Origin of the sequence: Microbacterium sp. K27 (assembly GCF_004794435.1) — a bacterium.
Taxonomy (GTDB): Bacteria; Actinomycetota; Actinomycetes; order Actinomycetales; family Microbacteriaceae; genus Microbacterium; species Microbacterium maritypicum_A.
In genome coordinates this window covers 55,702-68,278 of record NZ_SSDK01000044.1, presented here as the reverse complement: position 1 = coordinate 68,278, position 12,577 = coordinate 55,702, and the positions used below count along the sequence as shown (strand labels likewise).

The following is a 12,577-nucleotide window of genomic DNA, read 5'->3' as shown; positions in this document are numbered from 1 at the left end:
GACCGGAGGGAATCGTCAGCGCTACGGTGAATTCGGTTCGAAATGCGCTTTTAACATTCCGAACGACGGCGGGATTCGAAGGAGACGCCCGACCTCACCATCCCTCGGTGAGCACGCGATCCAGCATCGCGACGACGTGGTCGGCGCTCTCGGCGCTGAGGCACAGGGGCGGTTTGATCTTCAGCACGTTCGAGCGTTCCGAGGTCGTCAGCACGATGACCCCCAGTTCGCGCATCCGCTCGCAGATCGCCGCAGCCTCGGCGGCGGCAGGCTCCATGGTCTCGCGATCGCGCACGAGTTCGACGCCCAGGTACAACCCCTCGCCGTGGACGACGGCGACGAGCGGATGCCGGTCCGCGAGGCCGCGCAGGCCCTCGGCGAGGCGGGCACCGATCACTGCGGCGTTGTGCTGAAGGTCGTCCTCGGCCATCGCGTCTAGCACCGCGATGCCGACCCGGCAGCTGAGCGTGCTTCCCCCCGCAGACGAGAAGAACTGTCCCTGCGTCGACAGCGCGTCCGCGATGCGCTTCGTCGTGATCACCCCGCCGATCGGATACCCGTTGCCCATCGGCTTCGCGATCGTGACGATGTCGGGCACGACGTCCGCGAGCTCGAATCCCCAGAAGGTCGATCCCGTCCGCCCGAATCCGACCTGCACCTCGTCGGCGATGCACAGTCCACCCGCCGCCCTGATCTGTGCGTAGGCCCCGGCCAGGTAGCCGTCGGGGAGCACCACGCCTCCCGCGTTGCCGAGGATCGACTCGCACAGGAACGCGGCGACCTCTCGTCCCTCGTCCTGCAGCCGGTCGAGATCGGCAGCGAGATCGGCGAGGTAGTCGCCCGCCACGTCGGAGCCTCGATAGGTGCCGCGGAAGCGATTGGGGACATCGGCCACGTGCACCCAGTCCGGGCGCGTCGCGAGGGCGGAGGGATTGTCGTAGGCGCTGGTCGTGACCGCATCGCTCGCCATGGTCCAGCCGTGGTACGCCTCGCGCAGTGCGACGACCGTCCGCCGTCCGGTCGCGGCCTGGGCCAGACGGATCGCGAGGTCGACCGCCTCCGAGCCGCTGTTGACCAACAGGACGGTGTCGAGGTCGCTGCCCTCCGGCATCAGTTCGAGCAGCCGCTCGCTGTACTCCGCGAGATCGCGGAACAGGAACCGGGAGTTCGTGGCGAGGGTGCGCAGCTGGCGGTCCGCCGCATCCGCGACTTTCGGATGCGCGTGGCCGAGACCGGCGACGTTGTTCACCATGTCGATGTAGGTGCGCGCGGTGGTGTCGACCAGGTGGTGCCGCCAGCCGCGCTCGATCTGCGGCGGGTGCGCGTAGTAGCGCTCCTGCGCCGCCGCGAAGATGCGCTCACGGCGCGCCTGCTCCGCCGCCGAATCATCCCGCTGGGCGAAGGAGGGCAGCCCGAGCAGCGGCGCAGGATCTGCGGTGAGGCGGCGCCAGGCCGCGACCCGATCGGGGGCGATCAGTGCCGCTCCGTCCGCCTGGCGCTCCGGAGCGTCGTCGCGGTGGATTCCGACGGTCAGGCGCCGCGGCTCGAACGACGCGGCGAGCCAGCCCACGGTCTCCCCCGCATCGACGGGGCGCTCGCGCCGCTCCTCCGCATCGAGACCCGAGACCTCCAGCACCCATTCTTGGCCGTCGTCCGGACCGGTGAGGTCGAGCGCGAAGCGGGCGATCGCGCCCCGCTGCGTCACCCGTGCCTCCGTCGGTGCCACCACCCGCACCCGCGGGCCGGGAGGCAGATGCAGTTCGGTCGCGGTCGCCCAGGTATGCCCCGGGTCCGCCTCGTCGACGGTCGCGCGGGTCAGGCGGAACGCCCCGTACGGCATGACCGCCACAGCGGCGCCGAGGTCGAATGCATCGGCGACCAGAGCGTGCTCGACCGATTCCTCGAGCCAGCGCCCGTTGTCGAGGGCGGCAGACTCGACACCCGGATCGATCACGGCCACGCGACCGGTGAGATCCGGCAGCAGTGCGCGCAGCGGAGCCTCGTCGTCGTCCCCTGCGAGTTCGGGCGCGGAGAATCCCGGGGCGTCGATCCCGACCGCGGCGAGCACGTGCTCGGTCATCTCCACGAGCGGCAGCAGCGTCGCGGCGTCGAAGATCGCCTGCTCGCCCGCGACCCTCTCACGCGCGTAGTCGTTGTCCCCGTCGATCTCGAGCTGACGCCACCCGCTCGCCACCAGCAGGGCAGCGCGCAGCACCACGAGCGGCCAGACCGCCCTCGCCTCCGCATCGCCCAGCGGCACCTGGCGATGGAATGCCGCGATCGTCTCGATCACCCGCAGCGGCCGCTCCGGGTCGTGGTGCAGCATCGATGCCGCGCACACCGCCAGTTCGGCGACGCGCCAACCGAGCCCGAGGTCGCCGAGGTCGAGCACCGTGCGCGGGTGCAGCCGTGCGTCGTCGCCCCGCTCGCCCATCACGTTGTCGTCCGTGAGGTCGCCGTGGATCGTCTGCACGGGGAGCCGGTCGGCGAGAGGTTCGACGGCGGCGTGCGCCTTGGTCGCGGCGCGCAGCACCCGTCCCCGAAGTGCGGCATCGGCGATCGACGGCGCGAGCGCATCGATCTGTTCGTATGCGACGCGCATGTCCCACATCTGCCGACGATCCAGCCCGGGGTGTCGGAGCGGTTCCAGCGCGCGCACGGAGGCGGCGGCGAGCGCGCCGAACTCCGCGAGCACGACGGGTGCGAGATATCCGGAACCCACCATCGGCTCGCCCGGCGCGAACTCACTGCGCCGCGCGGCGAAGCCGTTCCAGCGCTGGGTCAGCGCACCGTCGAGGCCGGGGAGCACTGCCGGTACGCGAACGCCGGCAGCGCGGTAGGCCTCGAGAGCGACATGCTGGGCGTCGCGTTCGTCGTCGCCGAACACCGGGTTGTCGATCCGCAGCACGCTCCTCGTGCCGTCTTCTGCCGTGAGCAGGAAGTTCCGGTCCTGGTTGCTGCCGAGCTCTTCCGCTGTCGCCGTGATCCCCCAGCACTCGAGCGCGATGCGCGCGGCATCGGCCGTATCGACGTCGGGACGGACCAGGCCCACGCCCGCCGTCATGCGCGGTGCTGCCCGCGGTGCGCGTCGCCGAGGCTCACGTCGTGGGCATGCCGCGCGAGCGAGCTGCCGTAGCGCTCGGTCAGCTGCACCATCAGGTCGGGGGTGTCCCGATCGACCCCGAAGACGTGCCCCGGGAAGTCGAGATCGGGCTGTGCCGCCGCGATCTCCTCCTCACGGTCCGGCGAGAACAGCTGTGCGGGGTCGCCCACCGCCACCCAGCCGATCGGCACGACCGTGCCCTCCGGCAGCACGGCGCGACGGAGCACGATGGCGTTCACGCGCACCTCACAGCGCGGCCCGATCAGCGAGCCGTTGAACAGCCGCGACCCCGAGGCGAGGAACGTCTCGTCTCCCACCGTCGCACCGGCGATGCTCGACAGCGTGCCGATCAGGGTGTGCGACCCGATGTGCACCGCATTCGCCGCCGTCGCCCGGATGAGCGCATTCTCCATCACGATGACGTGCTCGCCGAGCGTGATCGCCCCACCCTCGGCGGTGATGACGGCACCGTGCAGAACCTGGCAGCCCGGCCCGATCTCCACATCTCCGGAGACGACGGCGGTGGGGGCGATGACGGCGGTGTCATGGACGCGGGGCCGAGCCCCGAGGTGCTCGTACAACATGCGGCCAGACTAGTACCGCGGCCCCCCGTCGCGCGCTACTCGGTCTTGGCCGGCTCGGGGAAGATCGCGGTGAACAGCTGCCCGACCCACTCGAGCAGCTGTGCGTCGGGGAGCGGCTCGAGACCCACCCCGACCGCCGCGGGGACGGTGGGCATCGGCACGACCAGCGCCTCTCCCCCGGCCACGAGCTTCGCCTTCGGGTAGAGCCGCTGCAGCCGCACCTTGATCGAGTCTTCGAGCCGCGCGGGCGCGATGCGCAGGTTCGAGCCCATCACGACGACGTCGGTCAGCCCGACCCGGGCAGCGCGACGGCGCAGACGCGAGATCGCCAACAGTCCTTCGACCTCTTCGGGCGGCGTGCCGTAGCGGTCGACGAGCTCTTCGACGACCAGATCGATCGCCTCATCCTTGGCGGTCGCCGCCGAGGCGGCGGAGAGCTTCTGGTAGGCCTCGAGCCGCAGCCGCTCGCTGTCGATGTAGTACTCGGGGATGCGCGCATCCAGGGGCAGTTCCAGGCGCAGCTCCTGCCCGGTCTCGACCTCGTCCCCGCGGAACGTCGCCACGGCCTCGCCGATCATGCGCAGGTACAGGTCGAATCCGACGCCCGCGATGTGTCCGGCCTGTTCGGCGCCGAGCAGGTTGCCCGCCCCGCGCAGTTCGAGGTCCTTCAGCGCGACCTGCATGCCGGAGCCCAGGTCGTTGTTGACCGCGATGGTCTGCAGACGGTCGGCCGCGGTCTCGCTCAGCGGCTTCATCTCGTCGTACAGGAAGTACGCGTAGGCCCGCTCGCGCCCTCGTCCGACGCGGCCACGCAGCTGGTGCAGCTGACTGAGTCCGTACTTGTCGGCGCGGTCGATGATGATCGTGTTCGCGTTCGCGATGTCGAGACCCGTCTCGATGATGGTCGTCGAGACGAGCACGTCGAACTTGCGCTCCCAGAAGTCGTCGACGACCTGCTCGAGCTGGTGCTCGCCCATCTGTCCGTGCGCGACCGCGATCCGGGCCTCGGGAACGAGTTCGGCGAGCTCGCTCGCGACGCGCTGGATCGACTGCACCCGGTTGTGCACGAAGAAGATCTGCCCTTCGCGCAGGATCTCGCGACGGATCGCCGCGGCCATCTGCTTGTCGCTGCGCGGGCCGACGAACGAGAGGATCGGGTGCCGGTCCTCCGGCGGGGTCGCCAGCGTGGACATCTCCCGGATGCCGGTGACCGCCATCTCGAGCGTGCGCGGAATCGGCGTGGCACTCATGGCGAGGATGTCGACGTTGGTCTTCATCTTCTTGAGCGCGTCCTTGTGCTCGACGCCGAACCGCTGCTCCTCGTCGATGATCATCAGGCCGAGGTCCTTGAACATCACCTGGTCGGTGAGGATGCGGTGGGTGCCGATCACCATGTCGACCGAACCCTCGAGCAGGCCTTGCAGAGTGAGACGCGCCTCCTTGTCGGTCTGGAAGCGCGACAAGGGCCGCACCTTGACAGGGAAGCCGGCGAAGCGCTCGGTGAACGTCTCGAGGTGCTGCTTCACCAGCAGCGTCGTCGGCACGAGCATCGCGACCTGCTTGCCGTCCTGGATCGCCTTGAACGCCGCCCGCACCGCGACCTCGGTCTTGCCGAAGCCGACGTCGCCCGAGAGCAGCCGGTCCATCGGGATGGGCCGTTCCATGTCGGCCTTGATCTCGTCGATCGTCTGCAGCTGGTCCTGTGTCTCCGCGAACGGGAACGCCTCTTCCAACTCGCGCTGCCACGGGGTGTCCGGGCCGAACGCGTGGCCCTTCGCGCTCATGCGCGCGGAGTAGAGCTTCACGAGCTCGACCGCGATGTCGCGCACGGCCTTGCGCGCCTTGCCCTTGGCCTGCGACCAGTCGCTGCCGCCCATCTTCGAGAGCGTCGGGGCCTCGCCGCCGACGTACTTCGAGAGCAGATCGAGCTGATCCGTCGGCACGAACAGCTTGTCGCCCGGGTAGCCGCGCTTGGACGGCGCGTACTCGAGAACGAGGTAGTCGCGGATCGACTTGGTGGCGTTGCGCCCGCCGGTGGACACCTCGCGCTGGGTCATCTCGACGAAGCGGCCGATGCCGTGGGTGGCGTGCACCACGAAGTCGCCCTGCTTGAGCTGCAGCGGGTCGACCACGTTCTTGCGCCGCGAGGCGAGCTTCTTGACGACACGCTGATCGCCGCCGATGGTCCGGCCGTAGAACTCGTTGTCGGTGAGGACGGCGAGCTTCGCCTCGGCCACCTGGAAGCCGGCTTCGACGGATCCGGTGACGAGGGTCGCGACACCGCCCTCCGGTGCGTCGGTGAGCGTCTCGACCACCCGGGCGGCCAGGCCGCGGTCGGCGAGCACGTCGCGTGCACGATCGACCAGACCGTGACCGGCGGCGATCACGACCACCCGCCAGCCGTCGGTCACCTTCGCCTCGACGAACGAGATCGCGCCGTCGACGTTGCCGTGGAAGGAGGGGATGACGGCGGCGCCGAGGTTCGTGGCCTCCGCATCGCCCTCACCGAGCCCGGCGCCGAACGGGCTGAGCCGCCACCACACCCCGCCCCGGTCGCGCACGACCTCGCGCAGCTCGGCGATGGTCAGGAAGTCACCGGCCCCCAGATCGATGGGCGCGGAGGCGCCGGAGGTGGCGGCGCTCCAGGCGGCGTCGAGGAACTCGCGGTTGGTGTCGCCCAGGGTGATGGCGCGCGCACTCGATCGCTCGGGATCGATGACCGCCGTGGCGCTTCCCGCCGGCAGGTACTCGGCCAGCGACTTCAAGGGTCCGGCGACCGCGGGGAGCAGCGACTCCATGCCTTCGACCGGGATGCCCTCGGCCATCTTCTCGAGCATGCCCGAGATCGCCGGGAAGCCGCCGACGAGTGCGCGGGCCCGATCGCGGACCTCGGCCGTGAGCAGCAGTTCGCGGGTGGGCGGCAGGTCGACGCCGGTGACATCACCCGGAAGCGAGCGCTGGTCCGCGACGGAGAACGCACGGATCTGGTCGATCTCGTCGCCGAAGAACTCGACGCGATAGGGGTGCTCCGACGTGGGAGGGAAGACGTCGAGGATGCCGCCGCGCACCGCGAACTCGCCGCGCCGCGACACCATGTCGACGCGGGAGTACGCCCGTTCGACCAGCTGCTCGACCACGCGGTCGAGTTCGTGCCCCCGGCTGCCGACGCCGAGTTCGAGCGGGGCGATCTCGCCCAGGTTGCCGGCGATCGGCTGGAGCGCGGCCCGCACGGACGCGACGACGACGAGCGGGTGGTCGCCCGACCACTCCGCGATCCGGCGCAGCGTCTGCAGACGCTGACCGACCGTGTCCGGGCTCGGGCTGAGCCGCTCGTGCGGCAGCGTCTCCCAGGCGGGGAACGTGAGGATGTCGGCGTCGGGCAGGTAGGCGTGCATCGCCAGCGCGAGGCTCTCCGCCCGCCTCCCGGTGGGGACGACGGCGAGGAGGGCGGCCGGGTGTCCCGCCGCCGCCCTCTTCTCGAGCAGGCCGGCGAGCGCCGGGGCGTCGAGCCCGTCGACCAGGCCGAGGTCGGCGTCGGTGCGCGCCCAGCTGAGGGCGTCACGGTACAGAGACGCCTCTTCCAAGGCGCGCAGAATCCCCGGAACAGTCACCGGACAAGACTAGTCGCGCCCACGGACACTCCGGCCGCCACGCCCGTCGAGGAACGCCAGCCTGCCTAGGCTGTCAGGATGGAATCCGTCGCCCTCACCACGCCCCGACTCGTCCTGCACGCCCCGACGGAGGCGGACATCGACGCGATCACCAAAGCGTGCCAGGATCCGGAGATCCCGCGCTGGACCACCGTGCCGAGTCCGTACACCCGCGAGGACGCCGCGCAGTTCGTGCGTCTGTCAGCCGCGCAGTGGGACGCCGGTTCCGAGGTCGTCTGGGGCATGTATGCGGATGGCGAGCTCGTGGGCATGATCGGTCTTCACAACATGACCGATCACTTCACGGGCGCGACCGCCGAGCTGGGCTACTGGGTGACGGCCGGCGCACGGGGCCGCGGATATCTCACCGAAGCAGCAGCGGCCGTGATCGATTGGGGTTTCGTCGGACTCCGGCTCGTCCGCATCCGCTGGCAGGCCGTCGCGGGGAACATCCCCTCGGCCCGCGCCGCCCGGGCCCTCGGCTTCCGCTACGAGGGCCTGCAGCGGCAGGCGCTGACGAGCCCGCGCGGGCGCGACGACGGCTGGACGGCCAGCCTCCTCCCCGGGGACGACCGCACGCCGGTCGACTGGCCGATCCTCTGAGGGGTGCGCCCACCGGGTGACAGCGTCGGCGCCCGATGACAGGATGAACCCATGCCGGAGATGCCGGAAGTCCAGGGCCTGACCACCTTTCTCGCAGAACGCGCCGTCGGGCGCACCATCACGCGCGCGACCGTCTCGGCGATCGCCGCGTTGAAGACCTACGATCCTCCGATCAACGCCCTCCAGGGAGCCACGATCACCGCATCCGCGCGTCTAGGCAAGTTCGTCGTGCTCTCCTGCGGCGACGAGCTGCACCTGGTGTTCCACCTCGCGAAGGCCGGGTGGCTGCGCTGGTACGAGACGCTCCCGACCACGCTCATCAAACCGGGCAAGTCCCCCATCGCCCTGCGCATCGCCCTCGACGACGGCAGCGGTTTCGACCTCACGGAAGCGGGGACGAAGAAGTCGCTCGCCGTGTACGTGGTGCGCGATCCGCAGGAGGTGCCCGGCATCGCCCGGCTCGGCCCCGACCCCCTCGACCCCGCGTTCACGCGCGAGGCGTTCGCCGCCCTGCTCGAGGATCGGCGCATGCAGATCAAGGGGCTGCTGCGTGATCAGGCGGTGATCGCGGGCATCGGCAACGCGTACTCGGACGAGATCCTGCATGCCGCGCGCATGTCACCGTATGCGATCGCCGGAAAGCTCGACGACGCCGAGATCGACCGCCTGTTCGGAGCCATGCGCGAGACGCTGACAGAGGCGGTCGCCCAAGCCTCCGGCAAACCGCCGGCGGACCTGAAGGATGCCAAGCGCCGCGGCATGCAGGTGCACGCGCGCCGAGGAGAAGCCTGCCCGGTGTGCGGAGACACGGTCCGCAGCGTGTTCTTCGCCGACCGCTCGCTCGAGTACTGCCCCACCTGCCAGACCGGTGGCAAGGTACTGGCCGACCGCCGCCTCTCCCGACTGCTGAAGTGACGGCGGACGCGCAGCACGACGAAGTCCTCTGTCGCGGAATGAAATGCGCCCGAACGCGTTGAGTACACTCAGAACAACAACGTGCTCCGGGGTCGGTGGGAATCCGAACCGGCGGTGACAGTCCGCGAGCGTCTCGAGAGATCGGGATGCCGATCCGGTGGAATTCCGGGACCGACGGTGATGCGAGGGCGACCTCGCTAGTCCGGAAGGGAGGCAGCACGAGACGCATCCGTGCGTCCGTTCCGCCACCCCTGTCTGAACCCGGAGCCTCAGAGGAGGACGACGGATGGCAGTGAACGCGGCAGAGCGCCACGCGATGGATCGCGCGCTCCACCTCGCCGCCCGTGGACCGCGCGGGGCGAACCCGCAGGTCGGTGCGGTCCTCCTCTCCCCCGACGGCAGGGTCATCGCCGAGGGCTGGCACCACGGCGCCGGCACCCCCCACGCAGAGGTCGACGCGCTCTCGAAGCTCGCACCCGGCGAGGCGCGAGGAGCGACGGCCGTCGTGACCCTCGAACCCTGCAACCACACCGGCCGCACGGGCCCCTGCGCCGTCGCTCTCATCGACGCGGGCGTCGCACGCGTGGTGTACGCGCTCGACGATCCCGGCGTCGCCTCAGGCGGCGGGGCGGAACGCCTGCGGTCCGCAGGCGTCGACGTCGAGTCGGGTGAGCAGGCGGACGCTGCACACGCGCTCATCGCCGGATGGCTGACCGCCCAGCGCCTCGGACGCCCCCATGTCACTGTCAAGTGGGCGCAGAGCCTGGACGGCCGCGCGGCCGCCGCCGACGGATCGAGCCAGTGGATCACGGGGCCCGCCGCACGCGCCGACGTGCACCGCCGACGTGCGGAGGCCGACGCGATCGCGGTCGGTACCGGAACGGTGCTGGCCGACGACCCCGCCCTGACGGCTCGCGACGGCGACGCCCTGCTGCCGCACCAGCCGATCCCGGTCGTCATCGGCTCCCGGCCCACCCCGTCCGACGCCGCTGTGCACCGGCATCCCCACACCCCGCTGTTCTTCGACACCCGCGATCTGCGTGCGGTGGTGGCCGACCTGCACACCCGCGGCGTGCAGAGCCTGTTCGTGGAGGGCGGCCCGACGCTCGCCAGCGCCTTCATCGAGGCAGGACTCGCCGATCGCGTGCTCGCCTACATCGCCCCGGTGCTGCTCGGCGGCAGCCGACTCGCCCTGACCGACATCGGTGTCGGCTCCATCGACGAGGCCCGACGCCTGACCGTCGACGAGTGGCTTCCCCTCGGAGACGACCTGCTCGCGATCGCGCACCCCGCGCACGCCACCGATCCCGCGGAAGACCCGCAGAACGAAGGAGCCGCCTGATGTTCACCGGAATCATCGAGGAGATGGGCGAGATCACCGCGATCGCCCCCGCGGGTGACGGCTGGCGCCTGACCGTCCGCGCGCCCCGGGCCGCAGCGGACGCCGTGCACGGCGAGTCCATCGCCGTCTCGGGTGTGTGCCTCACCGTGGTGGGTTCGACCGCCGACACCTTCGACACCGACGTGATGAAGCAGACGCTCGACGTCGCCGCGATCGGATCGGCGACGGTCGGCACCCGCGTGAACATCGAGAAGGCGATGCCGGTCGGCGCCCGTCTCGGCGGTCACATCGTGCAGGGCCACGTCGACGGCACCGGCGACGTGCTCGAGGTGCGCCCCGGCGCGCAGTGGAGCGTGCTGCGGATCAGCCTGCCCCTCGACCTCGCCCCGCTCGTGGTCGACAAGGGGTCGATCTCGGTCGACGGCACCTCGTTGACCGTGAGCGCCGTCAGCGCCCCTGCACACCCCTCCCCCTGGTTCGAGGTCTCGCTGATCCCCGAGACCCTCGCCGCGACAACGCTCGGCGTCCGCGCCGTCGGCGACCGCGTGAACCTGGAGACCGACATCCTCGCCCGGCACGTCGAGCGCCTGCTCGCGTTCCGCGCCGCACCGGAAGGAGGCTCGCGATGAGCCTTTCCACCATCGCCGAGGCCCTGGAGGCGCTGCGCGCCGGGCGTCCCGTCCTCGTCGCCGACGACGAGAACCGCGAGAACGAAGGCGATGTCATCCTGTCGGCAGAGCTCGCGACGCCCGAGTGGGTGGCGTGGACCGTGCGCTGGTCTTCGGGCTTCATCTGCGCCCCGATGCCCGCCGATCTCGCCGATCACCTGAACCTGCCGCCGATGGTCGCCGCCAGCGAAGACGCCCGCTCGACCGCATACACGGTGAGTGTCGACGCCGCGCAGGGGGTCACGACCGGCATCAGCGCCCACGACCGCGCCCACACGCTGAACGTGCTGTCGAACCCGGAGTCCACGTCGACCAGCATCATCCGGCCCGGCCATGTGCTGCCGCTGCGGGCGGTGGACGGCGGGGTGCGCGAGCGCAGTGGCCACACCGAGGCCGCGGTCGAACTCATGAAGCTCGCCGGTCTCCGCCCCGTCGGCGCGATCGCCGAGGTCGTGGCGGAGGACGGCAGCATGATGCGCCTTCCCGGCCTGATCGAGCTCGGTGCGCGCGACGGCGTGCCGGTCATCACGATCGAGCAGCTGATCGCCCACCTCAACGAGATCGATCCCGAGGGCGCCACCCCGAATGCGCATCGCGGCCGTCGCGTGAGCCTGCGCGCCGACGCCACCGTGCCCACCACGCACGGCACCTTCCGCTTCCTCGCCTACAAGGACCGCATCACCGGCACCGACCACATCGCCGTCGTCTCGGGCGAACTCGGCGAGACCGCGCTCGTGCGGGTGCACTCGGAGTGCCTGACCGGCGAGGCGTTCGGCTCGCTCAAATGCGAGTGCGGCCCGCAGCTCGACTCCGCCCTCGACGCGATCGAGAAGGAGGGCGGGATCGTCATCTACATGCGCGGTCACGAGGGTCGAGGGATCGGCCTCATCAACAAGCTGCGCGCCTACAGCCTGCAGGAGGAGGGGCTCGACACGGTCGACGCCAACCTCGCGCTGGGGCTGCCGGCCGATGCCCGCGACTACGCAGCGGCGGCCGGCATCCTCTCCGACCTGGGCGTGTCGAAGGTGCGCCTGCTGACGAACAACACCGACAAGGTCGCGCAGCTGCGCGAGCTGGGTCTCGACGTCGTCGAGCAGGTGCCGCTGATCGTCGGTGTGGGACCCAACAACCACCAGTACCTGGAGACCAAGCGTGACCGGATGGGTCACATCATCGGCGAAGCGGAACTCGCAGAGGCGCTCGCCCACGGAGAGGACGACAAATGAGCGGCGCAGGAGCACCCGAGATCGGCACCATCGACGGACGCGGTCTGAACGTCGTCATCGTGGCCGGAACCTGGCACGAGACGATCTCGAACGGCTTGATCGCCGGTGCGGAGCGCGTGCTGGACGCGGCCCGGGCCACGCACCGACTGGTGCGCGTGCCCGGCTCGTTCGAACTCGCGATCGCCGCCCAGGCGGCCTTCGCCGGCGGGGCGGATGCCGTCGTCGCACTCGGCGTGATCATCCGCGGGGGCACACCGCACTTCGAGTACGTGTCGGCGGCGACCACCGATGGCCTCACCCGCGTCGCCCTCGACGCCGGCAAGCCCGTCGGCTTCGGCGTGCTCACCCTCGACGACGAGCAGCAGGGTCTCGACCGTGCGGGCCTGGAGGGCTCCAAGGAGGACAAGGGCGCCGAAGCAGCGGACGCCGCCCTGCGCACAGCCCTCGTGACACGGGAGCTGCGCGGCTGAGGTCAGCCTGCCCTTG

Annotated in this window: 9 protein-coding genes and 1 riboswitch; of the genes, 6 read left to right on the top strand and 3 right to left on the bottom strand. The window is 70.6% G+C overall.

Going from position 1 to position 12,577, the window contains the following annotated elements:
* Positions 1-94 precede the first annotated feature (94 nt).
* From DW307_RS14960 to mfd, 3 genes are read right to left on the bottom strand one after another with little or no spacing between them, the layout of a single operon-like run.
* Complete coding sequence (locus DW307_RS14960; protein WP_168441043.1) at positions 95-3,064, bottom strand: aminotransferase; 2,970 nt, start codon at positions 3,062-3,064, stop codon at positions 95-97.
* Positions 3,061-3,687 (bottom strand): gamma carbonic anhydrase family protein, encoded by a 627-nt coding sequence (locus DW307_RS14955; RefSeq protein WP_021199505.1) that lies wholly within the window; start codon positions 3,685-3,687, stop codon positions 3,061-3,063. Before DW307_RS14955 ends, DW307_RS14960 begins: the two co-directional genes overlap by 4 nt.
* 35 nt (positions 3,688-3,722) lie before the next feature.
* The gene (gene mfd / locus DW307_RS14950) at positions 3,723-7,298 is read right to left on the bottom strand and encodes a transcription-repair coupling factor (protein ID WP_031207203.1); all 3,576 of its coding nucleotides are present in this window, start codon (positions 7,296-7,298) and stop codon (positions 3,723-3,725) included.
* Between the two features lie 78 nt (positions 7,299-7,376).
* On the opposite strand from mfd, the gene DW307_RS14945 reads away from it, so the two are divergent.
* The 6 genes from DW307_RS14945 (at position 7,377) to ribH (ending at position 12,561) form a co-directional block, all read left to right on the top strand.
* Positions 7,377-7,940 carry a GNAT family N-acetyltransferase gene (locus tag DW307_RS14945; RefSeq protein ID WP_136025099.1) on the top strand — a complete coding sequence of 188 codons (564 nt, stop codon included), beginning with the start codon at positions 7,377-7,379 and terminating at the stop codon, positions 7,938-7,940.
* Positions 7,941-7,991: 51 nt separating this feature from the next.
* Positions 7,992-8,855, top strand: coding sequence for an Fpg/Nei family DNA glycosylase (locus DW307_RS14940; protein ID WP_136025098.1), 864 nt, complete (start codon positions 7,992-7,994; stop codon positions 8,853-8,855).
* A gap of 78 nt (positions 8,856-8,933) precedes the next feature.
* Positions 8,934-9,078, top strand: a riboswitch (FMN riboswitch).
* 63 nt (positions 9,079-9,141) lie between these two features.
* Positions 9,142-10,197, top strand: coding sequence for a bifunctional diaminohydroxyphosphoribosylaminopyrimidine deaminase/5-amino-6-(5-phosphoribosylamino)uracil reductase RibD (gene ribD, locus DW307_RS14935; RefSeq protein WP_136025097.1), 1,056 nt, complete (start codon positions 9,142-9,144; stop codon positions 10,195-10,197).
* Complete coding sequence (locus DW307_RS14930) at positions 10,197-10,826, top strand: riboflavin synthase (protein ID WP_029260422.1); 630 nt, start codon at positions 10,197-10,199, stop codon at positions 10,824-10,826. Before ribD ends, DW307_RS14930 begins: the two co-directional genes overlap by 1 nt.
* Positions 10,823-12,091, top strand: coding sequence for a bifunctional 3,4-dihydroxy-2-butanone-4-phosphate synthase/GTP cyclohydrolase II (locus tag DW307_RS14925; protein ID WP_021201044.1), 1,269 nt, complete (start codon positions 10,823-10,825; stop codon positions 12,089-12,091). Before DW307_RS14930 ends, DW307_RS14925 begins: the two co-directional genes overlap by 4 nt.
* Entirely contained in the window at positions 12,088-12,561 is a 474-nt protein-coding gene (ribH, locus tag DW307_RS14920) for a 6,7-dimethyl-8-ribityllumazine synthase (protein WP_021201043.1), read from the top strand. Before DW307_RS14925 ends, ribH begins: the two co-directional genes overlap by 4 nt.
* Positions 12,562-12,577: the final 16 nt, after the last annotated feature.

Coding starts and splice junctions, on each gene's coding strand:
- DW307_RS14960 (WP_168441043.1), bottom strand. CDS start 3,064: ATGACGGCGGGCGTGGGCCTGGTCCGTCCCGACGTCGATACGGCCGAT.
- DW307_RS14955 (WP_021199505.1), bottom strand. CDS start 3,687: ATGTTGTACGAGCACCTCGGGGCTCGGCCCCGCGTCCATGACACCGCC.
- DW307_RS14945 (WP_136025099.1), top strand. CDS start 7,377: ATGGAATCCGTCGCCCTCACCACGCCCCGACTCGTCCTGCACGCCCCG.
- DW307_RS14940 (WP_136025098.1), top strand. CDS start 7,992: ATGCCGGAGATGCCGGAAGTCCAGGGCCTGACCACCTTTCTCGCAGAA.
- ribD (WP_136025097.1), top strand. CDS start 9,142: ATGGCAGTGAACGCGGCAGAGCGCCACGCGATGGATCGCGCGCTCCAC.
- DW307_RS14930 (WP_029260422.1), top strand. CDS start 10,197: ATGTTCACCGGAATCATCGAGGAGATGGGCGAGATCACCGCGATCGCC.
- DW307_RS14925 (WP_021201044.1), top strand. CDS start 10,823: ATGAGCCTTTCCACCATCGCCGAGGCCCTGGAGGCGCTGCGCGCCGGG.
- ribH (WP_021201043.1), top strand. CDS start 12,088: ATGAGCGGCGCAGGAGCACCCGAGATCGGCACCATCGACGGACGCGGT.